Annotated in this window: 18 protein-coding genes and 1 pseudogene; 9 read left to right on the forward strand and 10 right to left on the reverse strand. The window is 47.2% G+C overall.

Annotation, left to right across the window (positions count from 1 at the left end):
• From BM082_RS09815 to BM082_RS09830, 4 genes and pseudogenes are all read right to left on the reverse strand, one after another.
• Positions 1-273: pseudogene (locus tag BM082_RS09815) on the reverse strand (transposase); the annotation flags it as partial.
• A gap of 31 nt (positions 274-304) precedes the next feature.
• On the reverse strand, positions 305-991 hold the full coding sequence (locus BM082_RS09820) for a hypothetical protein (protein WP_074926791.1): 687 nt from the start codon (positions 989-991) through the stop codon (positions 305-307).
• Between the two features lie 462 nt (positions 992-1,453).
• Positions 1,454-2,812: a hypothetical protein gene (locus BM082_RS09825; RefSeq protein ID WP_017016261.1), complete on the reverse strand. Its 1,359-nt coding sequence runs from the start codon at positions 2,810-2,812 to the stop codon at positions 1,454-1,456.
• Positions 2,813-3,254: 442 nt separating this feature from the next.
• Positions 3,255-4,202 carry a chemotaxis protein CheV gene (locus BM082_RS09830; protein ID WP_017007720.1) on the reverse strand — a complete coding sequence of 316 codons (948 nt, stop codon included), beginning with the start codon at positions 4,200-4,202 and terminating at the stop codon, positions 3,255-3,257.
• 358 nt (positions 4,203-4,560) lie between these two features.
• On the opposite strand from BM082_RS09830, the gene BM082_RS09835 reads away from it, so the two are divergent.
• Both BM082_RS09835 and BM082_RS09840 read left to right on the forward strand, forming a co-directional pair.
• The gene (locus tag BM082_RS09835) at positions 4,561-5,484 is read left to right on the forward strand and encodes a chemotaxis protein (RefSeq protein WP_074926793.1); all 924 of its coding nucleotides are present in this window, start codon (positions 4,561-4,563) and stop codon (positions 5,482-5,484) included.
• A 224-nt stretch (positions 5,485-5,708) separates the two neighbouring features.
• Positions 5,709-6,014: a DUF496 family protein gene (locus tag BM082_RS09840; protein ID WP_017007718.1), complete on the forward strand. Its 306-nt coding sequence runs from the start codon at positions 5,709-5,711 to the stop codon at positions 6,012-6,014.
• Positions 6,015-6,194: 180 nt separating this feature from the next.
• Here the strand turns inward: BM082_RS09840 and BM082_RS09845 are convergent, their stop codons facing one another.
• Both BM082_RS09845 and BM082_RS09850 read right to left on the reverse strand, forming a co-directional pair.
• Positions 6,195-7,223 (reverse strand): porin, encoded by a 1,029-nt coding sequence (locus BM082_RS09845; protein WP_074926795.1) that lies wholly within the window; start codon positions 7,221-7,223, stop codon positions 6,195-6,197.
• 419 nt (positions 7,224-7,642) lie between these two features.
• Positions 7,643-9,631: a sigma-54-dependent Fis family transcriptional regulator gene (locus BM082_RS09850; RefSeq protein WP_244275984.1), complete on the reverse strand. Its 1,989-nt coding sequence runs from the start codon at positions 9,629-9,631 to the stop codon at positions 7,643-7,645.
• A gap of 345 nt (positions 9,632-9,976) precedes the next feature.
• Here BM082_RS09850 and BM082_RS09855 point away from each other — a divergent pair, with 345 nt between their 5' ends.
• The 6 genes from BM082_RS09855 to BM082_RS09880 are packed head-to-tail and all read left to right on the forward strand — an operon-like array spanning position 9,977 to position 15,918.
• Positions 9,977-11,056 carry an ABC transporter ATP-binding protein gene (locus BM082_RS09855; protein ID WP_017007715.1) on the forward strand — a complete coding sequence of 360 codons (1,080 nt, stop codon included), beginning with the start codon at positions 9,977-9,979 and terminating at the stop codon, positions 11,054-11,056.
• Positions 11,057-11,065: 9 nt separating this feature from the next.
• Entirely contained in the window at positions 11,066-12,208 is a 1,143-nt protein-coding gene (locus tag BM082_RS09860; protein WP_017015170.1) for an ABC transporter ATP-binding protein, read from the forward strand.
• The gene (locus BM082_RS09865) at positions 12,198-13,067 is read left to right on the forward strand and encodes a carbohydrate ABC transporter permease (protein ID WP_017007713.1); all 870 of its coding nucleotides are present in this window, start codon (positions 12,198-12,200) and stop codon (positions 13,065-13,067) included. The genes BM082_RS09860 and BM082_RS09865 overlap by 11 nt, the downstream gene beginning before the upstream one ends.
• A gap of 3 nt (positions 13,068-13,070) precedes the next feature.
• Complete coding sequence (locus tag BM082_RS09870) at positions 13,071-13,868, forward strand: carbohydrate ABC transporter permease (RefSeq protein WP_017007712.1); 798 nt, start codon at positions 13,071-13,073, stop codon at positions 13,866-13,868.
• Between the two features lie 10 nt (positions 13,869-13,878).
• Complete coding sequence (locus tag BM082_RS09875; protein ID WP_017007711.1) at positions 13,879-14,151, forward strand: DUF2160 domain-containing protein; 273 nt, start codon at positions 13,879-13,881, stop codon at positions 14,149-14,151.
• A gap of 27 nt (positions 14,152-14,178) precedes the next feature.
• A complete protein-coding gene (locus tag BM082_RS09880; RefSeq protein ID WP_017015169.1) occupies positions 14,179-15,918 on the forward strand; it encodes an ABC transporter substrate-binding protein in 1,740 nt (579 codons plus the stop codon).
• A gap of 297 nt (positions 15,919-16,215) precedes the next feature.
• On the opposite strand, the gene BM082_RS09885 is transcribed toward BM082_RS09880, so the two are convergent.
• Positions 16,216-18,522, reverse strand: coding sequence for a response regulator (locus BM082_RS09885; protein ID WP_017008344.1), 2,307 nt, complete (start codon positions 18,520-18,522; stop codon positions 16,216-16,218).
• Between the two features lie 82 nt (positions 18,523-18,604).
• Here BM082_RS09885 and BM082_RS09890 point away from each other — a divergent pair, with 82 nt between their 5' ends.
• The gene (locus tag BM082_RS09890) at positions 18,605-19,387 is read left to right on the forward strand and encodes a substrate-binding periplasmic protein (protein ID WP_241810524.1); all 783 of its coding nucleotides are present in this window, start codon (positions 18,605-18,607) and stop codon (positions 19,385-19,387) included.
• A 190-nt stretch (positions 19,388-19,577) separates the two neighbouring features.
• Here the strand turns inward: BM082_RS09890 and hppD are convergent, their stop codons facing one another.
• The 3 genes from hppD to BM082_RS09905 all read right to left on the reverse strand — a co-directional run bounded on the left by hppD (position 19,578) and on the right by BM082_RS09905 (position 22,325).
• Complete coding sequence (gene hppD / locus BM082_RS09895; RefSeq protein ID WP_074926799.1) at positions 19,578-20,693, reverse strand: 4-hydroxyphenylpyruvate dioxygenase; 1,116 nt, start codon at positions 20,691-20,693, stop codon at positions 19,578-19,580.
• Positions 20,694-20,930: 237 nt separating this feature from the next.
• Positions 20,931-21,290, reverse strand: coding sequence for a DUF2750 domain-containing protein (locus BM082_RS09900; RefSeq protein ID WP_074926801.1), 360 nt, complete (start codon positions 21,288-21,290; stop codon positions 20,931-20,933).
• 129 nt (positions 21,291-21,419) lie between these two features.
• Positions 21,420-22,325, reverse strand: a complete 906-nt coding sequence (locus BM082_RS09905) for a helix-turn-helix domain-containing protein (protein WP_017016268.1) — start codon at positions 22,323-22,325, stop codon at positions 21,420-21,422.
• Between the last annotated feature and the right edge of the window lie 117 nt (positions 22,326-22,442).

Raw genomic sequence — 22,442 nt, forward strand, 5'->3', positions numbered from 1 at the left:
GGACTGGCTTGCGAAGTACACCGCGGCTTTTTTCAATATGTCGCGCTCTTCTGTGACGCGTTTCAGCTCCTTTTTGAGGCGACGAATTTCTTCGCTTTCATCAGACTTGGCTTGATGATGAGAAGCATCAGGGCCGTAGCGTTTTATCCACGCATATAGGCTGTGCGTTGTTGTCCCTAAACGATGGGCAACATCCGCGACACGGTGGCCTTTTTCGGTGACCTGCTTTACCGCTTCAATTTTGAATTCTTCTGGAAATCTCTTACCACTCATAAACACCTCTCTGTTAGTCATAATGTCTAACTCAGGGGTGTCTATCAAGTCGGTGGCTATTCACTAGATGTTTTATAAATAGTGGCGATAACTTGGAATGTTTCTCTGGCAGTTTTACTTTTCGCCCATTACGAGATTTATAACTAGGAAGATTCTGATAAAACCTAAAACTAGACAGATTTTCTCGACCGGTTATGCTTGCTCCACGACTCGTAATTTCTACAAACTGGTATTCTGAAGTATGCTCAGATCCACAAAACGCAATAATTACAGACTTCTTTTCAAAAAGATCATTTAGATCCTTAGAAACAATATTAATGGTGAGGGGACGTGGATCGAATACCTGCTCTGGATATGTGCTCAATAAGACATGAGCAGTATTCCCTGATGTGTTCATCAGTTGATGTTGGCTGGGATCATAGCTTTCAGACTTATTCTTTGTCATGTCCAGCATTACAATATCAAACTCATGTAGGTTTGCTGGATAGTCATGATTAAGCTTTAGAAGTTTTTCCTCATGGTTTCTATTATTTACTTGTATTATAGAACCGAAGCTTCCTTCGAAACTGTTGAAGCGTAGATCCTTTAACGTTTCGACGACTGCCTCTTCAACATCGAAAAGAAAAACCATTGGCTTTTTGTACGGCTCAACATTATTTATACTGATAACTTGCTTAGTATCTACATTGGCATGTTCTTTTGGTTTCTTTTTGAACATTCTAAATCTCTACAATTAATCCTAATGGTGGTCATGCAAGGTATAACAATTTATTAGATCCCAAAGTGGGGTATTCAAACACCTCACTTTGGGATTTTTTGCGCAGCCGCCGGACACTTTTACTTAGCATAAGCGACTGTTTTGTATAGAGTATCATCATACCCCACAAAATCACGAACGAGAAAACACGACAAAGTGGGGGATTTCCACACACTTCACGAATAGCATTAGAAAATCTATGGGAAACTCTCGATGTGAGAATGATGAAGCTAGCTTTCGCTAACAAGGAAAGGGGCATAAATGTGCCAGAACTGATCGGCCTGACACGGGTTTGGGCGAATTTTTCACCCAAAACTCGTTTTCACATACACTCACCCTTACGGCCGAATTGCTACGAAGAGAAAGAAACAACAAAACCACCATTATCGGTGGTTTTGTCTTTTCTCTGCCTTCTCGGCGGTATTAACCAAACACTTCTTCAACGTCGACAACTTTGGAGCGGTTAACCGTTATTTTCCAGCGTTGTAAGGTGATGGTACCGTCTGGGTTTTTCTGTTTTGAGATCAAGTTGAACTGGTGGCGTTTATCGATGGATTCACGCGTGACTTGTCCGTCGCTCAATGCGTAGTAACGTTCTTTACCGCGTGCCATGAGGCGTGAAAAAGGACGAAAATCCATGCGCCACACTTCTCGTGTCATGTCATAACCACTGAGGAACTTGGTGGTGGACATGTTGGTGAGCATCTTCATGCGAACCACGGATTCTTCACGCTGACGCAATTTGCCTTTACGCATTTTGCGCACGTCATCAGGGATCTTGTCGAAGGCGATGTAATCCAGCCATTCTAACTGGCTGCCGATACGCTGGCCGGATGTGGGATCAGTGAATAATTTACGCCATTTCGGACGGCCACGGCGAATGAAACGCCAAAGCACATCACGCAAATCATCTTTAAAGATCTCCCTGAGCGCATACAAACCCGCCATTGCGAGGGCGAACGACAGGGTAATCTCACCCAAGAAGCTGCGCATGCGGATGATTGCCACGGTGACAAATATCATCACGAGACCTGCCGCTGCGCCTTTCGCTAACTTGTTCAGGTTCTGCCCCAGCACCACGTCTTTCTGACGGATGGTAACGGGGTATTCGATCAGTCGGCGAGCAAGACGCATTTTGTTCACCATGCGGGTAGAGTCAACCTGTGCTTTGTCTGAGTTGTAGTTTTGCTGAATGCGGTACGCCGACTCTGACTCTACAAAGGCTATCAACTGTTCTCTGATCGGTTTAAATGCTGCGCTACGTGGCATGTGCGCCACCAACGACAAGAAGCGCTGCTCTGTGAGCCAAGACAGGTAGTTATCGATATTGTTGTAGTACTTAATCAGGCTGTCTTCTTTTGGCACATAACGGCGCAAACGACGCAAAATCTCAACCGCCATGTCCGTGATGTATTCAAGCTGTTCAACCGCTTCAGCTTCTTCAACATCGGCAACCGTATCAAAGAATCGGTGTGTGGTTTTTTCTAGCGACAACGCATATTGATAAGCATACAAGCTCAAGCTTACGCGGTATTTGTCCGATGGGAATTTGTCCCGGCTAGCAAGGCGAGAATGCACCAAAGGAAGGTGGTGTTGAGATGTAAAATAGGTACGCGTGTTTGAAAGGACTGTGTTGTAAAACGCGTCCTCGCTTAACACTTTATTGGAGAAATTCAGTTCTCCGGGCACAAAAAGATAGAATTCGACGTCCTGTCGTTTTACTTCTTCATTAATCAGCGCGATCCGTGCGGTTAACCCCTCATATTTCTCTACAGAGATCAATGTGTACTCCAAACATTCGTCATCTCACAGCAATCATGCAAGCCGCATTTATTCGCTTTTGTCATCCTATGCGGCAGCTTAGTGTAACGAATTTATCCATTAAATCAGAAACAAAAAATGTCATTATCTTCAGATAGAAAGCGCACTGAACAATTTATGACCAATCATTGATGATCCGGCTGTATCGCCCATATTCTCAAGTTTGAGATAGACACGGTCTCACAACATCAACTGGGTTATCCACAGAAAAAGTGAATAAGTTTTTGGTAACATCGAGAAGATTCAAGCACACGCTCATTGCCTTGATTGCTCACAAAATGCACAGTGCTCAAATTCGACAAACAGGCATCTCATCCTAGAATGGTAAATAACGGCGAAGGTGCTGCCCTAAGGCCGTTAGCCTAGGGCAAAAACAGGGTAGAAAAGTGACGGGAAACGCGCGTTATTTCCCCGTTTCTAATGCTTGGCGCATACGGGTTTGCACCACATCAACCAAGAGATCGGGTTGGAATTTCGATACAAACCGATCACACCCTACTTTCTCAACCATGGCTTCGTTAAAACTGCCACTGAGCGAGGTGTTCAAAGCCACATATAAGTGGCTCATTCGTGCATCTGCACGCACTTCAGAAGTCAGCTTGTAGCCGTCCATTTCCGGCATCTCTGCATCCGTGATCATCATTAGAATCTCATCGGTCACGTTCTTGCCTTCATCACACCACGCTTTTAGCGTGGCTAACGCCTGAGCGCCGTTTTTCTTCTCAATACATTCAATGCCGAGCTGCGCCAGCGTTTCTCTCACTTGCGTACGCGCGGTCGATGAATCATCAACGATCAGTACTTTCTGACCGGCCAAATGCGACGACAAGTCACCGTCCAGCACGTCTTCCGATATACCAATGTCGTAAGACACGATTTCGGCCAGCACTTTTTCAACATCGATGATTTCAATCAGCCTCGCTTCGCCTTCATGCTCAAGTTTGCTGATCGCCGTGAGGTAGTTGCCGTGCCCTGTGCTCGGCGGCTCCATGATTTCATCCCACCCCATGTTCTTGATATACACCACTTCGCCAACCAGAAAAGCCTGAATCGAACGGTTATATTCCGTCACAATCAGGTTTGCTCGCTGATCTTTGCCCAAGGGGCGAAACCCGATGGACTGACGCATATCAATGACTGGAATCGAGTTTCCACGAATGGTAGCGACACCGCTGATTTTTGGATGAGCACCCGGCATTTGGTTTAGATGCGGTACTTTGAGTACTTCACGAACTTTGAATACGTTAATCGCAAAAAGCTGCCGAGTCCCTAGCTGAAAAATAAGCAGCTCAAGCCTGTTCTCCCCGACTAAGCGGGTTCGTGAATCTACAGAATCTAAAATACTCGTCATCGTACTCTTCGCCATTTTCATTCACCAAATGGTGACAGTTAACTATGCTTCTGGTTTCAGCCAGTAAAACACATTCATCTGTCAGTCGCATCAGGTCTTGGCGCAATTAGCGTGCTATTTATCATTTCAACAATAATAGTAGGAAAACTCTCGGGATAAAGCGAAGCATTGATGCGCAAAGCCACACCATATGCAACATAGAGCATTTTGGTCATTTCTTGTTCACACTATGATTTTCCACCATCAGCACTGAAAGTTTGTTCCCACAAACAGGCACAACCGAGGTGTTATCCTTGTAATCTAGCGCTACAATTAGAAAAGTATTAGAACGGTTCAACTGTCGACTACAGGCGCTGAAATGAAAAGCAAAGCCAATGAATCTCAGGGAATGTTGCTCTTTAGATTGTCTGCGACGCAGACATTTGCAATCGGTACATTGAAAGTGCGCGAAATCGTCCCTTTTTGTCCGCTTACCGCATTACCCGGCTCTCACCACACGGTTGTGGGTACCGCCAATATTCGAGGGATCACGACACCCGTTATCGATATGGCGAAAGCCGTTGGGTATCAGCCGATAGAAAAAGACGAATACAAAAACTGCTTTATTATCATCACCGATTGTCAACGTCGGGTGGTGGGATTTTTAGTGCGTGCCATTGAAAAGATCAGTGAATGTGATTGGCGAAACATCACCCCGCCCCCGGAATCTTTGGGGTCACGCGCATTCCTAACCGGTGTGATGAACGTCGATAAAAAAATTGTACAGCTGCTCGACGTTGAATTGGTGATGTCGAAGATTTTCCCAACCTCAGCCGACAAGCTCCACCCCGTTCTTGCGGATGTGGATCGTGAAAAGCTCAAGCCTATGCACATCATTTTGATTGATGACAGTAGCTTGGCGAGACGACAACTCTCCGAAGCACTCGACAGTATCAACATCCCTTATGAAGTCAGTTCAAATGGGCTCGATGCGCTAGAAAAAATGAAAGACTCAGCAGCACATGGCCGACCTTTCGACATTGTGGTGAGCGATATTGAGATGCCTGGCATCGATGGCTACGAATTAGCGTTTGAAATTCGAAGCAATGAGCCGCTGGCAGAAGCTTATCTGATCCTTCATACGTCTCTTTCTAGTGAAATCAGTGTTGACCGCGCCCACCAAGTCGGCGCTCACGAAGCCTTAACCAAGTTCGATGCCACCGAGTTAGTCAATGCCATGCTGCGCGGTGCGAGACTAAAAACCGAAAGTGACTCTGTGCGCTTAGAAGGCACGGTGGAGTAATTTACTTTCATTTGTACCCCTAAACGTAAACCGTATGCTTAGGGGTAAATTTATCGATACCTTTATCATCAACCTCGCCAATCTCTATTTGCTATGAGTAGACCTGTGCTACAAACCCAAACCAGCAAAGCAAATTCCTGCCTTTTCCTTGATCAAAAGACTGTTTCCAAGCCTGTCAATGTGGTTTAATTTCGTCAGGATCACACATAGAAGGCTATAGACCTATGAGTAACGTATTCGAAATCGTGAAATTCTCACGTCGCAAGAACAAACTGAAGCGGGAAATTCAGGACAACGAGAAAAAAATTCGCGATAACCAAAAGCGTGTCACCCTGCTTGAGAACATGCTTGATTACATTCAGCCAGAAATGACACACGATGAAATCGTTGAAATCGTGAAAAACATGAAAGCCGACTATGAAGATCGCGTTGATGACCACATCATCAAGAGTGCTGAGATTTCAAAAGAACGTCGTGAAATCAGCCGTCAGATCAAAGAGCTGACCCGTTTGGAAAAAGAAGGCAAATAAGACGCCGCTTTCTTCAACGTAAAGAATATCTAAAAGGAGGCTTAGCCTCCTTTTTTGTTGCCTGCTGTTTCTCCACTGAATTGTGTTCGTGGAAAAAAGCACCGTGATATAACGAGAAAAGCCTGACGTTCGTCAGGCTTTGAAAGGCAAGGGGAAGTTAAAGCGTGTTAATGGCAGGGATTACCAGTAAACACGTGCACCGATGGCATACTTCATTTCGCTGTCAGCGGTTGCGCCTGCAGCTACCGTCCAATCGTTTTTGTTGTTCGTGAAACCTGCGGTTGTACCGTCTGCGTATGCTGCTTCACCGTAAACGCGGAAGAACGAATTGAATTTATGCACTGCACCAAGGTAAACCAGTGTTGCATCGTTGCTTTCAAGCACGGAAGAGGCGGCGTCTTTCACATCGTACTCACTGAATTCGTAACCACCGTATACAGACGATTTCTCTGACAGACCGTAGCTTAGCGCTAGGCCGTAACCCGTGCGATCCAGTTCCATGTTAACCGCATCACTCTCGATTTTGCTTGATGCGTATTGGACACCAACACTTAAGTCACCAAACGTGCGCTCTACCCATAGCGTGTGGTAGAAATCTTCAAGTTCACCCGCTGGCACACCGTCAAATGCTGCGTGCCCTTGTGTTGCTTGAGACACACCGGCAGTGACATCAAAACCTGCGACATTTACACGACCAAACAACTCGAACACTTCAGGGTTTGCATCGTCTTCAGCGAAGGCGTAGCTCGCATCGACATAGAAGTCATCATTTTCAAAAATGTAACGCACTGAGCTATCGTGCTTACCGCCTGAAATCGTACCCTCAACGATGTGTGAACCACCGTAGAAGTATGAATTATCAACACCCCACAGATCATCTGCTGTCAGGTATTGTTTACCAAGGGTCACTTTACCCCAGTCACCGCTCGCACCAATATAGCTGTAACGGTTTTTAAATTCGTCTGCCAGGCTATATTCAATGGCACCTAGCACATCAAAATATTCATTCACTGTATATGTTGCATTAACGCCAGCACGAGAACTGCCGTCGTCTAATTTAATATCTTTGCCTTCATCTTTCGTCAATTTCGCGCGGAGCTGACCGTATACTTCTACTGAACCTTCGTCGCTGCTAAATACTTCATACGCGCTTACATTGCTTGCCAAAAGTACTGCTGGAATTGCTACTGCTAAAATTTTCTTATTCATACAATACGTTCCTGTATTTATTATTCATTCCGTTTGCAAAGATGTTGCGGAATAAAAATTAACATCGGTGAAACACAGGAGCAATGATACAAATATTTACAAAATACAAAGGATACGGAATAATATGTTCACTTTTTACACAAATAGCAGCAGTGTGCCTAGAACATAAATAACGCATAACAAGTCACAGAAGTGAGACAAAAAACTCACTAATATTCATATGGAGTCACTTATCCGACCTGTTTATTCCATGAAGCAGGATGTGATTCTGTTTAAAATTTGCTCAACTTTATAAATACAGCACTAAACACTAATTGCGAGTGGATTCACAATTAAAGTAAAAAGAACACACTTATATTTCGGGAATACACTGTGCTACACGCAATTAATCGGCACAAATTGATGACATACTAGACAATCTATTTTAACCCTAACTGTCTAAGCCGCTTATAAACAGTATTACGACTTACACCTGTTATTTGTGCAATTTTGGAAATGTTCCCTTCTGTTGAATGAAATAACGCCGGTAACGTGTCTTGCCAACGTGAAGGAATCATGGGCTGCGGGGAGTATTGAGAGGAAAGTGGCTTAACAACATCATTACCGAGGCTGTCGGTGGATTCATCATTATGAATCACCGCTTTCCGCTCGGCCTTATCAATGGTAGCGATTTCAGCAAACGTGCGTTCGTTCGATTGTAAGTCGAGAAAGAAGTCATCCGACAAATGGTGTCGAGTGATCACATCACCATCAGACAATGCCAGCGCTACGCGAAGTACGTTCACCAATTGACGAATGTTTCCCGGCCAAGGGTGCGCTTGGAAGAGAGACATTACGTCATCGCTGATCATAGGAGATGCACCTTGATCCGACAGTGACATCAACAACTCTGCGACAAGCTCTCGCAAATCTGTGCGTTCACGAAGCGAAGGTAAAAACAGGGTTAACCCATTTACACGGTAATAAAGATCGTCTCGAAATTGTTTACTGGCGACGGCATCACGCAAGGATTGGTGCGTTGCACACACAATGCGAAAATCGACGGGGTAACTGTCAGTGCTGCCCAGCGGGGTGACGGATTTCTCTTGTAGCACACGCAATAAACGCGCTTGCACGTGAAGCGGCATATCACCAATTTCATCAAGAAAAAGGGTGCCACCGTCAGCTTGACGAATGTAGCCTAAACTGCCTTTGGCACTTGCCCCCGTAAACGCCCCTTTCACATAGCCAAACAGTTCAGACTCAACTAACTCAGCGGGAATGGCCGCACAGTTAACAGCGACTAAGTTTTCTGATGCTCGTTCAGAGGTGGCATGCACAGCCTGTGCAAACACTTCTTTACCGACACCCGTTTCGCCTTGTATGACCAGAGGAATATCGCTGTTCACCACACTTTGCGCTTGGCGGATCGCACGGTGCATTTTGCCATCGCCCAAATCAAGCATGGGCAGGATACGTGCTGATGTAGAAGAGGGTGCCTTGCTCGCAGGCGATGACGCGGCAACATTCAACTTGGTGTGTGAAAACGCAGCAGGTGTGGTCACTCGTGGAATATGCGCCACTTGAGGATGTTTCACCGTCGCAAACAAACGGTATTTAGGTAAGCCGATAAAAGAAAGTGTTTGGTTTTCAGGATGCACCGACAAGTGCAATGCCGAAATGCCTGTCACCAGATCAATAGATAGCCCTCGCAAGGCCTGTCCTACCAACAAATCAGCCCGTCGGTTTGCCGCAATGATCATGCCTTCGTCATTGAACACCAGCATCCCCGCCCACTGGCTGTCTAAGTTATCGCTGCTGGTGTTGAAGATCAGCATGTGATTGTGCTGACGATACGTTGCAATGATGAGCTGGTTCTCCACCGCTTGCGTCATCACTTTTACCATGCCGTTAACATGGGAAGTAGGCAGATACGCGTCGGAAGAAATATTGAGCACACCGACCAAACGGCGATCACTGTTATAAATAGGGGCAGCTGAGGCCGTCATGTAGCGATTCGCAATCAAAAAGTGCTCATCTCGCCCCACCACCACTGATTCGCCCGTTTGTATCGCCGTGCCTACCGCATTTGTGCCGTTGTATTTTTCCTGCCAACTGGTGCCGTTCTCGAACAAATGCTTGTCCATTTGCCCAACAAAACCAGGGCGTCCCCACTGACTCAGCAGCGTGCCTTCATGGTCAGCCAACAGCACCAAACTGTTACTGTTAACCAGAATATTTTCATAGTAAGGCAAGACTTGTTCTTGCGTGGTCGCAATCAAATCATTGGCGCGCGCTTTGGCATCTTGCCAATCACCGCGATTGAGTTGAATGATTTCCGGAGACGATTTTGGTGTCAGCCCGAAAGACCGGCATCGGTGCCAAGATGCCTGAATGACTTCATCGTGCGTGTGAGCCATATCGCTCATCCACCCTTCTTTTTTGAGCGTTCGAAAACGTTGCATGGTCGTTAAGCATTGTTCACATAGTGTTAACAGTCAACAGTTTCTTGCGCACAAAATGCACAGTGACAGCGCTCACATTTATTTTTAACCTAATATTTTCAATGAGATAAGAAGGTGTCAATTGTTGGCACACTTCTGGCGTATGTCATGATGAATATTTTAAAAGCCAATGTATGGCGTCTGTCAGAGAACGAGCATCACGAAAAACACAGAAACGAAAGTAAAAGGGAAAATTCCGCTGTTTTTTCACTGACGAGACATCGCACGGCTCAATGCCACGATTGGTAACGATTAGATCAGGGAGTGTTCATGTCCTTAGCGCTAGAGAACGTCACAAGGATCAACAACAACGAAAGCTGGCTAGAAGAGATCAATCTGACTCTTGAACCCGGCTCATTTAATGTCCTTCTTGGAAGGACCTTGGCAGGTAAAACCAGCTTAATGCGATTGATGGCTGGGCTAGACAAACCCACCACCGGGCGTGTGTTATTTAACAGCCAAGACATGACAGGTGTGCCTGTTCGGCACCGCAATGTCTCCATGGTTTACCAGCAATTCATCAACTACCCCAACCTGTCCGTGTTTGAAAACATCGCCTCACCGTTACGTTTAGAAAAACACCCAGATTCCGTCATCCGTGAACGCGTGCAAGAAACCGCAGAGATGCTCCACATCGAACAGTTTCTTCACCGTCTTCCCCTTGAACTCTCTGGGGGCCAACAGCAACGCACCGCCATGGCGAGAGCCTTGGTAAAAAATGCTGACCTTATTTTGTTTGATGAACCGCTTGTGAACCTTGACTACAAGCTGCGTGAAGAACTTCGCCAAGAAATGCGCGAGTTGTTTGCGACCAGAAATACCATTGCCGTCTACGCCACGACAGAACCCAACGAAGCGCTCGCGCTCGGAGGCAATGTGGTGCTAATGCATGAAGGAAAGGTGATTCAATCTGGCCCAACCGCCGAGGTGTACCACCACCCTTCTTCTGTCACGAGCGCAGAGTTGTTCGGTGAACCGCCCATTAACATGATCAACGGCCACATTGCTGACGGGAATGTGTCCTTTGCTGAACACATTCACTTCCCTGTAAACACCGTTCTCAGTGAGTTAGAGGAAGGGGAATATCAGTTTGGCATTCGCCCCAATCACCTCAGCCTTGTTCCCCACAATGACGACGATCTCGAGCTTTCTGTCGAGGTTGAACTGGCAGAGATCAGCGGCAGCGAAACCTTTCTTCATGTACGAAACCGCGACGTTGGCATGGTGCTTCATTTACCGGGGGTGCATGACTATCAAGTGGATCAGCGCATCAGCATCTATGTGCCAACACACAAGTTGTATGTGTTCGACAGTACACAAAACCTCATTCAATCCGCCCGTTATCGCTAAGGAGTATGTATGGCTGAAATCGTCTTAGAATCTCTCGCACATTCGTACATGCCCTCACCGAGCGGCGCGAATGATTACGCAATCCGAAGGATGACTCACACATGGCGAAATGGCGGTGCCTATGCACTGCTAGGCCCGTCAGGCTGTGGCAAAAGCACCATGCTAAACATCATCTCAGGCTTGCTTACCCCATCAGAAGGCAAAGTGGTGTTCGATAAGCAGGATGTGAGTCACCTTGCTCCGCAAGAACGTAACATCGCCCAGGTGTTCCAGTTCCCTGTGGTGTACGACACCATGACAGTGGCAGATAACCTCGCTTTTCCGTTGCGTAACATGAAAACACCAGAGGCCAAGGTGCGTTCACGCGTCAGTGAAGTCGCTGAACTGCTTGAGCTCACGCCAGTGTTGAACAAACGCGCCAGTAACCTGACCGCCGATGAAAAACAAAAAGTGTCCATGGGCCGCGGTCTTGTGCGTGAAGATGTATCCGCCATTTTGTTCGATGAACCTTTGACAGTGATCGACCCACAGCTCAAATGGAAATTGCGCCGTAAGCTACGCCAAATCCATGAACAACTTCATATCACCATGGTCTATGTCACCCATGATCAGCTTGAAGCCGCCACGTTCGCGGAAGAAATCGCCGTGATGTATGACGGCGCGATTGTGCAATTTGGATCGCCTCGCGAGCTTTTCGAATCCCCCAACCACACATTTGTCGGTTACTTCATTGGTAGCCCAGGCATGAATTTGCTGCCCGTAACCCGCAGCAAAAATGGCGTGGAATTTGAAGGCAAGCTTATACCGCTAACGGATGAACAAACCCATGCGCTCGACGCATCATCCAGCGACAACATCAAAGTCGGCATTCGCCCTGAATTTGTACATTTATGGCAAGACGCCCGCGATGAAGCGTGGCAAGTGCCCGTGCAATACGTGGAAGACCTCGGCACCTACAAAATCATCACAGTGAAATTTGGCAGCATTCCGCTCAAATTGCGCATTGATGAAGAAACGCCCGTGCCGAAAGAACACACATGGATCAGCTTTCCCGCCCAATGGCTAAAGCTCTACATCGACGAATACCTCACGGGAGAACCCATTTCCTTAGACGCGGTATCGGCAGAGCAAGGAGCGCCTCATGCAGACTAAAACCGAAAACAATCACGCGTGGTGGCTCGTGCTCCCCGTGTTCTTGCTGGTTGCCTTCTCCGCCATCATCCCGCTGATGACGGTGGTGAACTACTCGATTCAAGATATCTTCGACCAAAACACCGCCTATTTTGTTGGCACGGAATGGTATCGAGAAATCCTGAATGACCCACGCCTACACGATTCGCTGGTACGGCAGTTTATTTATTCTTTCTGTGTCCTCGCGATTGAAATTCCGTTAGGGATCGCCGTGGCACTCACTATGCCTGCGCGTGGCTTAAAAGCCTCACTGGTGCTCATCGTACTCGCCGTGCCACTGCTGATTCCTTGGAACGTGGTCGGGACCATTTGGCAGATCTTTGGCCGCGCCGACATTGGTTTACTGGGCTGGTTCTTAAACAGCATCGGCGTGAGCTACAACTATGCCTCTGACCCTGTTGATGCGTGGGTCACTGTGTTGGTGATGGATGTATGGCACTGGACATCATTGGTTGCCCTGCTTTGCTACTCCGGCCTTCGCGCCATTCCTGATGTGTATTATCAAGCCGCGAAAATTGACCGCGCATCTAACTGGGCAGTGTTCCGCCACATCCAACTGCCCAAGCTGAAAAGCGTGTTGCTACTCGGCGTCTTACTGCGCTTTATGGACAGTTTCATGATCTACACCGAACCCTTTGTTCTCACCGGTGGCGGTCCGGGTAACTCCACCACCTTCTTGTCGCAAACCCTCACGAAAATGGCCGTGGGCCAGTTCGATTTGGGCCCTGCGGCAGCGTTCTCAATCATCTATTTCTTGATCATCTTGTTGGTGAGTTGGTTGTTCTACACCGCCATGACCAGCATGGACAATAGGAGCTAAACGATGCAGAAAAAAACGCTTGGCCTTATTGCCTATATCATCTTCTTAATGCTGCCGATTTATTGGTTGCTGATGATGTCTTTCAAAACCAATGAAGAAATTCTGGGCGGACTCACCTTTTGGCCGCAATCGCCAACGCTGGCGAACTACGCGATCATTTTCTCAGATCCAAGTTGGTATTCAGGGTATTTGAACTCGCTGACCTACGTGACCATCAATACCTTGCTGTCACTGGCTGTTGCCTTACCTGCCGCGTACGCGTTTTCGCGCTACCGCTTCGTGGGCGACAAACACCTGTTCTTCTGGTTACTCACCAATAGAATGGCACCACCTGCCGTCTTCCTGTTGCCTTTCTTCCAGCTATACAGTTCGGTTGGCTTGTTTGATACGCACATAGCGGTCGCACTCGCCCACTGCCTGTTTAACGTACCGCTTGCGGTCTGGATTTTAGAAGGCTTCATGTCCGGTGTGCCCAAAGAGATTGACGAAACAGCTTATATCGATGGCTACAGTTTCCCGCGGTTCTTTGGTCGTATTTTCATTCCCATGATCCGCTCTGGTATCGGCGTAACGGCGTTCTTCTGTTTCATGTTCAGTTGGGTCGAGCTCTTGCTCGCCAGAACACTGACATCCGTTAACGCCAAGCCCATTGTTGCCACCATGACGCGCACCGTCAGTGCATCAGGTATCGATTGGGGCGTACTCGCTGCCGCAGGTGTACTGACCATTGTGCCAGGACTGCTGGTGATTTGGTTCGTGCGCAATCACGTTGCTAAAGGATTCGCGTTGGGACGCGTTTAAGGAGAATCATATGAATTGGATGGCTTGGACTCAACCCAGTGCACTTTTTTTTCTCACCATCGGCTGCATTTTGCTGGTGATGACCACTTTCGAAGTACTCCGACCGTGCGTTGCTCGCAAAGGCTTTCTGCCTATCACAACCACACGGGGTGATCGACTCTTTATAGGCCTACTGAGCAGTGCCTATATCCACCTTTTCTTCATCGGTATGACTGACCTCGCCATATGGTATCCGTTCGGGATTTCCATCATTTGGCTTGGGATTGTTCTACGCTGGGGTTAGGGAAATACGTTAAAGGAGCTAAAAACTATGAAGCACTTACCTGCATCAAAGCAATGGACGCCTCTCGGATTCCTAATCGGGATGCTGCTCGCGCCGAGTGCGCTAGCAGACCAATACAAAGATGCTGCACAAAAATGGGTTAACGATGAATTCACCCCTTCTACCTTGAGCAGCAAACGTCAACTTGAAGAAATGGCGTGGTTTACTAATGCCTCAAAAGCGTTTCGTGGCATGGAAATCAAAGTGGTCTCAGAAACCATTACCACCCATGAATACGAGTCCAAAGTGCTTGCAAAAGCCTTTGAAGAAATCACGGGCATTAAAGTCACCCACGATTTGATTCAAGAGGGCGACGTGGTAGAAAAACTGCAAACTGAAATGCAATCAAACCGCAGTATCTACGACGCCTACATCAATGACTCAGATCTGATTGGTACGCACTTCCGCTACGGTAAAGTATTCCCTATTAGTGATTACATGGAAGGAGAAGGCAGCTCCATTACCTTGCCAACGCTCGACATTGGCGACTTTATCGGCACCGAGTTCACCACAGGCCCAGACGGAAAACTTTATCAACTGCCCGATCAGCAGTTTGCCAACCTTTACTGGTTCCGTGCTGACTGGTTTGAACGTGATGATTTGAAAAAACAATTCAAAGACATTTACGGCTACGAGCTGGGTGTGCCAGTGAACTGGTCGGCCTATGAAGACATCGCAGAATTCTTCTCTATCCATGTCAAAGAGATCGACGGTCAACGCGTCTACGGCCATATGGATTACGGGAAAAAAGACCCCTCACTTGGCTGGCGTTTTACTGATGCATGGTTCTCTATGGCAGGCGCAGGCGATAAAGGTATTCCAAACGGCAAACCTGTCGATGAGTGGGGTATTCGCGTGGAAGGCTGTCGTCCTGTTGGTTCAAGTGTGGAACGCGGGGGCGCCACTAACGGCCCAGCGGCGGTTTACGCAACAACCAAATACGTGGATTGGCTGCGCAAGTACGCACCACCAGAAGCACAAGGCATGACGTTCTCTGAAGCAGGCCCAGTCCCAGCACAAGGTTCGATTGCACAGCAAATCTTCTGGTACACCGCCTTCACCGCCGACATGACGAAGGCAAACTTGGCGGTTGTGAACAAAGATGGCACGCCAAAATGGCGCATGGCACCGTCGCCTAAAGGCCCATACTGGGAAGAAGGCATGAAATTGGGGTATCAAGACACAGGTTCTTGGACGTTGATGAAGGCCACCGACCCTAAACGTCGCGCCGCGGCTTGGTTGTATGCGCAATTTACTGTGTCTAAAACCGTGTCGTTGAAGAAAACGCTGGTCGGCCTAACGCCGATTCGTGAATCTGACATCAACTCGCAAGCGATGACAGATATTGCACCCAAGTTAGGTGGCCTCGTTGAATTCTACCGCAGTCCTGCGCGCGTTCAGTGGACACCGACAGGCACCAACGTGCCGGATTATCCGAAACTGGCGCAACTGTGGTGGCAATTCATTGCAGAAGCGGCAAACGGCGAAAGCACACCACAAGAAGCACTTGATGGCTTGGCAAAAGCACAAGACCGCGTTCTGCAGCGTCTTGAGCGCGCCAACGTGCAAGGCGAATGTGGTCCTGAGCTTAACGACAAACGCGATGCATCTTACTGGCTAGAGCAACCTGGCGCACCAAAAGCCAAACTGGCCAACGAGAAACCTCAAGGTGTCACCATCTCATACAATGAGCTGCTAAAATCTTGGGAAACAGATTCACCTCAATAAGTTGCGCTTAGAGGACTCGCAGAAGCATTCATGCGCTTCTGCCTTTCCCCCTGAGGATGAAGCCGTTCAACTTGAACGGGATGCAGTAAAAAAGTGAAACCATATTGCGTAAGTAAACGCCTGCAGATGCAGGCGTTTTTATTTTTACGCAATGAAGATCCAGCAGACAGAGCGATTCAATGGCCGTCTGAACATCCTGCAGCGAGTAAACCTATTGATACTCCACTCAACATTGCCCCCTAAAAACAAAACGAGCCGCCTTCCCTTAGAAAAGCGGCTCCGTTCTTACCTTGCGCCTTAAATCGTCTGTGCTTGCTCTTCAGAAGCACCTGGCATGTGCAGTTTGATGACACGTTCGAGGTTGGCTTTGCTCACAGGCTTGGCGATGTAATCGTCCATGCCGGATTTCAAGCATTCTTCTTTGTCATGTGCCGTGGCGTTTGCCGTTAAGGCGACAATCGGCGTTTGCGGGGCGAGATCGTGGTCGCGAATCAAACGAGAGGCTTGGTAGCCATCCATGATCGGCATTTGGCAATCCATTAAGATCAGATCGAATGCTTCAGCTTCACACAAATCAACGGCGATCTTCCCGTTTTCAGCCACCACCACGTCTACACCTAACCGCGTTAGCATGGCTTGGGTGACACGCTGATTCACCAAGGTATCTTCAACAACCAAAATACGACCTGAATACGTGTTGTTGGTGTTTGAACCCAGACGATTGCTGGCTTCTTTCAGTGGCACCACATCCAACTGCGGCTGTTGGCTGCGAAGGATTCGTATTAACACGTTTTTCAAATCGTTAAACTTGTACGGACGCGATAAGTATCCTTGAATATTGAAGCTGTCGAGCTTCACGGTGTCATGCACTTCCGGTGCTGCCGTAATCATGATCATGTTAGGACAGCGCTTACCGAAGCGGCTTTGCAGCTGAGAGGCAACGGAGAAACCGTCTGTGCCGGGCATCAGTTTATCAAGGATGACAATCTTGAACGGTTTGGACGTTTCAATCCGTTCTGCAATCATTCCTTCCGCATCTTCTGGGTGCACACAACACGTCACCTGACAGCCTAAGTTACTCAACTGGGCACTGGTAATACGCATGTTTAAACGGCTGTCATCCACCAGCAGCATCGCGGCATCAGAGAACATGAGTGCATCAATGGGTGTCGCTTCAGGGGCTTCTGCACGGTCAAAGGTGGTCGAGAAGAAAAAGCGGCTTCCCACGCCCTCTTTACTTTCTAGCTTCAGACTGCCGCCCATAAGTTCAACAATCTGGCTAGAGATAGCAAGGCCAAGCCCTGTTCCGCCAAAGTTTCGGCTCATGCTGCCATCTGCTTGCTCGAACTTCTCAAAGACTTGGGATTGTTTGTGTTCAGGGATACCGATACCGGTATCCAACACCTCAAACAACACAGTGATGCGATCGCCCTCTTCTTCAACCAAACGGATATTGACGTCGATACGGCCTCGCTCTGTGAATTTCACGGCGTTTCCGACCAAGTTAATCATGACTTGGCGTAAACGAGGGGCATCCCCCATCAACAACGGCGATAACACTTCGTCGATATTACAGCGGAAATCGATGCTTTTTTCTTTCGTGCGAAGTTTGAATAAATGCTCGATATCTTTGTTCAGCTCGAACAGGTTGAGTTCAAGGATGTCGAGGTCGAGTTTCCCCGCTTCGATCTTCGAGAAATCGAGAATGTCGTTGATGATGTCAAGAAGTGACAAAGAAGACGTTTCAAGCATCTCTATAAATTCGCGCTGTTCTTCATCGAGCTTGGTGCCTTTTAACAAAGACGCCATACCAATGATGCCATTCATCGGGGTTCGAATTTCATGGCTCATGTTAGCGAGAAATTCACTCTTCTTCTGGTTGGCAACTTCAGCCTGTTCTTTTGCGTCGTTAAGCTCGGTGTTGTAGACGCGAATTTTTTCAACGGTGTCATTGTACTGTTCATACAAAATCACGAGCTCTTCGCCGAGTGCACGTTGAGGTTGTTTAATCGGTTTCGGCAGGTGATCAGCGTCGAACTTGGTCACACTGTGAGCGATCCATGTGAGCGGTTTAACCACATCGGCATACACAATCGCAAATACCAAGCCGCCGAGAATCAAGGTCGCCCCCCCTAAAAACAAGAGGAGAATAACAAAGCGCTCAGTGAGAGAGTTATAGATGCCCTGCAAGCCCACTTCGAGCTGCATATAACCGAGGTTATAGTTCTTTCCGAATTGCTCGTGAACCAACGGCCATTGATATGCAAGCTTAGGCGTGTTTGGAATGCTACCTTGCTCTGCCAAGACGCGTTCATTATCAAACACTTTCACATAAGAGACATCTGGATCACGCAATATGCCTTCAACGATAACACTTAATTGCTTTGTGTCCTCTTGCCAGACACTATTCGTAATGCTGGCTAGGTCCGTTTGTTGGATTAATAGTGCGTGCTCACGTACCTGTTCAGATTTTGACTTGTAATCTAGATAGAGCGCAAATGCGGCCACTAAAAAGGCCAGCAAGGTACAAACAAGCAATATTCGGCCCACTAATCGGGCTGCGATGCTAACTGGCTGACGAACTTTCTCTTTTTTATTCAACATAGACTAGGCTTATTAGTGTCTTAAAAGTAAAGCATCCTGTTTAAGGATAGCTGTAAACTGACAATTACCAACGATGAATAAAATGACTCGTATGTTTGATAAAACTAATTTCAATGCAACATCCTTATTATTTGCAGTGTTTGCGATTTTATTTAGCCACACTGCTTCCAGCGAAGTGCTCGACTATTATGTCGTTCAAGACCAAGCTGAACCCTTTCAAATCCAAGATAAGGGTACCAACCATCACGGTATCATTACTGACATTCTATACAAAGCACTTGAAGGGTCTAAGTATACCCTTGATATCCATACGTACCCGTTTAATCGAATGATGGCAGAAATGTCTTCAAATCAACACAGAAATTGGGTCACGTACGGCAGCCCTTTGTGGGGTGACATGCAATCAGCAAACCTCTCAATACAACCTATCTTTGATGTTGAACACAGCATACTCAGCAGCACGAATTCAACGTTTACATACAAGAACCCCGAAGATCTCGATGGTAAAGTTGCAGTGTTATTGCTCGGATTCAACTATCCAGGGCTTGATGGAGAGATTGAGAGCGGTGCATTAAGCGAAGTTCGCGTTAAAAATCACCAATCTGCATTTCGTGTCGTCAACCGACTCAAAGACATTGGCGGCTTTGTCGAAATGGATCTTCGTCTCCAGTACCATTTGAAACGTTTAGGCTTCACGAACAAAGACTATAAGCTCGAGAGCATCAGCAATGTCATTCCAAACTATGGCATCCACATTGCCTTTTCTCCGGGCATTGATCACGAAATTAAGGAATTCATTGATAATCGTCTAGAAGAAATGGTCAAGAAAAACGAAATCGAAGTCATCATCGCTAAATACCAGTAAGGGCTTATAAAAATAGGCGCATAAGATGTTTCTTTTTATCCCAATAGCCAAAAAAGTAGACGAGATACACATTCAGATATTGCTGAACAGTAAAAAAGGCATCACGACCAGATATTACGCATGTTCAAAATGCCAATAAAAAACAGGTCGCATAAGCGACCTATTTTTTATTAAAGACGTTCTGGAACCATTACCCAGCATCTAACACACCGCGTCGAATTTGATCGAGCTCGATGGATTCAAACAAGGCTTGGAAATTACCTTCCCCAAAACCTTGGTTACCTTTGCGTTGAATGATTTCAAAGAAGACCGGCCCAATCACAGTATCAGTAAAAATTTGCAACAAAATACCTGAACTGACGCTGCCATCAATCAGCACCCTCATATCGCGCAATGTTTCCACATTTTCGTCATGGCCTTCCACACGGGTATTAATGGTCTCGTAGTACGTATCTGGCGTGTTCATGAACGCCATACCACGTTGACGCAATGTTTCTACGGTTTTGAAGATGTCATCCGTGCTCAGGGCAATATGCTGTATACCTTCGCCGTTATACTCTTTCAAATATTCTGCGATTTGAGATTTGTCATCGCTCGATTCATTGATCGGTATACGGATTTTCCCACATGGCGCAGTTAAGGCACGGGATTTCAATCCAGTGAGCTTACCCTCAATGTCGAAATAGCGGATCTCTTTGAAGTTTGCGATGCGATCATAAAAGTCAGCCCACACGTCCATGTTGCCTTTTTCGACATTGTGGGTGAGATGATCGATGAACGTAAGACCTGCATCTGACGCTGCAACCTTTTCTTTCCAATCGGGGTAGTAATCGAAATCAATGCTATAGATGTCATTGTCGCCGTAACGGTCAACAAAATACAGGTACGAGCCCCCAATGCCGTGTACCGCAGGAACGTTAAGTTCCATGGGTCCGATACGTGGCTCACACGCCGTTGCACCCTGCTTCACGGCGTAATTCATCGCATGTAGCGCATCTGTTACGCGAAACGCCATCGCATTCACACTGGCGCCATGTTGTTGGGCGAACCCTTCGGCTTGTGAATCGTGCTCTCCATTCACAATAAAGTTCACTTCACCTTGACGATAAAGCCACACGTCTTTGTGTTTGTGCTTAGCCACTTCGGCAAACCCCATCAATGAAAACAGAGATTTCAACGCATCGATGCCTTCTGCATTCGGGGCGGTATATTCCACAAATTCGAAACCATCCGTCCCCATTGGGTTTATCGTTTTTACTTTGTGGGCGTCCATCTGAGCCTTGTCTTGATGTGCTGCTTTTGCCATTGATGCATCCTCCATACGCGCTAATAGCGACAGTGCTTTGCTCTGTTAGGAATAGCAGTCGGTATAAGGCGCAGCCAGAAACGCGCATGGGTTGCTGGAGGAAAAGGTGTAAATCAGAAAATGTACACATGAATTGACAGCTCCCCACAATATGCAACGCACGTTGTAGGCAGCCGACAAACTTGGGTCATATAAATCAGGGGGATATGAAGGGCATTGTCCGTCGTGACGGTAACATCAGTTTAACAGCGCTGGATCTTGATATTTTGTCGCTAAATCCACTGGGTCCACTTCTTCACCGCTCAATTCTTTGCCCCAGTCAGGGCCAAGCATGACGTCATCTCTTGCAAGATCAACCAGCCATTCTTCGATGAAGGTTTGCAAAGGAATCGATACAGGTGCGAAGTCTTCCCATTCGTCCACGCAATGAACAGCGGCCGCGTTACGGGATGACCAAAAGGGCATCACGTCCGTGTCTTCATAGATCGCAGAATCGCAAATAACCCAGCCATCTTTACAGTGTAAACCCCAAATCTCGCCCTTTGAACGCGATGCTGAGATGAAATCGCTGAGATTTTCGATATCGCTTGTCGTCATGCCCTTTCTCCTTTCAACACTCACGCGCGATGCAAGCCACAACGTGGCTCTTCGATATTTCAATCTATGCAGTCGTAGCCACTTTGTGTGTATTAAAAATGAGGATTATACCCAGCATTCGGAGAGGACTTAACGCGGGAACTTGCCCTGCACCTTTCTAAACACGGCGGGCGTTACGCCAACACGCTGTTTAAATTGCTGCGAGAGATGTTGTTGCGACGAAAATCCACTCGCTATTGAGATATTCGACAAGGACTCCTGGCTCTCCAACAGTAAGCGCTTAGCAAGCTCAACACGACGCGTTAGCACATACTGATGCGGCGTGCAGTTGAAGCTAACTTTAAACATTCTGGCAAAGTGAAATTCGCTGAGTTGGGCCAAGGTCGCCAGATCCCCTAACGAAAAAGAGAAGGGCAAGTTGGCCTCAATATAATCCATCACCTTACGTTGGTTCGCGGGTGACAAACCACTAACGGACAAGGCTTTGTATAGCGGCTGATGGCAGTGTTGACGAATAAGGTGGAGCAGCACCATTTGCTGCGCATGGGATGCCATTAACCCGTCGGTCGAATCTGACCAATCTAATTTCAACATGGTTTCACGCACAAACTGTGTGATGAAAGGATCATCAACAAAGGTGCGCTCTTTGAGTTCGATATGACGCCCTTCTTTGTCAAACACCTGCTCCGCAAAATGTTGAAGGTGCGCTTGTTCAAAGTAGAGATGATAGAAACTGAAAGGATCGGCAAATGACCAGTCTGAACGGTGGTCGATAGGCATCAAGCTGAGTTTGTTTTCCCCGCCAAACATATCGCCCGTTTGCAGGTTTCGTTTGGTGTTGTGTCCCCCTTCGAGGTAAAAACTCAACGTGTGATGGCCAGGCTTGTCATAACTCGCGCAACCATGACTGTTGCTCCACACAGCCGAACCCATGCCGTTTTCTAGCCACAGTTCGTTGTGCAGCTTCGCTGTGTTGTTTTGCAACACGTTATAAACCCGCTGTCTCTGAATCCCTTGAGACTTATCTTTACCCATCACAACTCCTTGATGATGCTTCCCTTAATATACTGATTGCCTATCTCGATGAACACCAAGCAAAAAAGAAAAGCGCAAGAATCTATAAAAATAGCAATTCCATGAAAGAACGAAGAC

Source organism: Enterovibrio norvegicus DSM 15893 (assembly GCF_900115495.1).
Taxonomy (GTDB): Bacteria; Pseudomonadota; Gammaproteobacteria; order Enterobacterales; family Vibrionaceae; genus Enterovibrio; species Enterovibrio norvegicus.

What these genes read in the sequence shown, in the direction of transcription:
- BM082_RS09820 (WP_074926791.1), bottom strand. Translation starts at nt 991, where the DNA reads ATGTTCAAAAAGAAACCAAAAGAACATGCCAATGTAGATACTAAGCAA.
- BM082_RS09830 (WP_017007720.1), bottom strand. Translation starts at nt 4,202, where the DNA reads ATGACGAGTATTTTAGATTCTGTAGATTCACGAACCCGCTTAGTCGGG.
- BM082_RS09835 (WP_074926793.1), top strand. Translation starts at nt 4,561, where the DNA reads ATGAAAAGCAAAGCCAATGAATCTCAGGGAATGTTGCTCTTTAGATTG.
- BM082_RS09840 (WP_017007718.1), top strand. Translation starts at nt 5,709, where the DNA reads ATGAGTAACGTATTCGAAATCGTGAAATTCTCACGTCGCAAGAACAAA.
- BM082_RS09845 (WP_074926795.1), bottom strand. Translation starts at nt 7,223, where the DNA reads ATGAATAAGAAAATTTTAGCAGTAGCAATTCCAGCAGTACTTTTGGCA.
- BM082_RS09850 (WP_244275984.1), bottom strand. Translation starts at nt 9,631, where the DNA reads ATGAGCGATATGGCTCACACGCACGATGAAGTCATTCAGGCATCTTGG.
- BM082_RS09855 (WP_017007715.1), top strand. Translation starts at nt 9,977, where the DNA reads ATGTCCTTAGCGCTAGAGAACGTCACAAGGATCAACAACAACGAAAGC.
- BM082_RS09860 (WP_017015170.1), top strand. Translation starts at nt 11,066, where the DNA reads ATGGCTGAAATCGTCTTAGAATCTCTCGCACATTCGTACATGCCCTCA.
- BM082_RS09865 (WP_017007713.1), top strand. Translation starts at nt 12,198, where the DNA reads ATGCAGACTAAAACCGAAAACAATCACGCGTGGTGGCTCGTGCTCCCC.
- BM082_RS09870 (WP_017007712.1), top strand. Translation starts at nt 13,071, where the DNA reads ATGCAGAAAAAAACGCTTGGCCTTATTGCCTATATCATCTTCTTAATG.
- BM082_RS09875 (WP_017007711.1), top strand. Translation starts at nt 13,879, where the DNA reads ATGAATTGGATGGCTTGGACTCAACCCAGTGCACTTTTTTTTCTCACC.
- BM082_RS09880 (WP_017015169.1), top strand. Translation starts at nt 14,179, where the DNA reads ATGAAGCACTTACCTGCATCAAAGCAATGGACGCCTCTCGGATTCCTA.
- BM082_RS09885 (WP_017008344.1), bottom strand. Translation starts at nt 18,522, where the DNA reads ATGTTGAATAAAAAAGAGAAAGTTCGTCAGCCAGTTAGCATCGCAGCC.
- BM082_RS09890 (WP_241810524.1), top strand. Translation starts at nt 18,605, where the DNA reads ATGACTCGTATGTTTGATAAAACTAATTTCAATGCAACATCCTTATTA.
- hppD (WP_074926799.1), bottom strand. Translation starts at nt 20,693, where the DNA reads ATGGCAAAAGCAGCACATCAAGACAAGGCTCAGATGGACGCCCACAAA.
- BM082_RS09900 (WP_074926801.1), bottom strand. Translation starts at nt 21,290, where the DNA reads ATGACGACAAGCGATATCGAAAATCTCAGCGATTTCATCTCAGCATCG.
- BM082_RS09905 (WP_017016268.1), bottom strand. Translation starts at nt 22,325, where the DNA reads ATGGGTAAAGATAAGTCTCAAGGGATTCAGAGACAGCGGGTTTATAAC.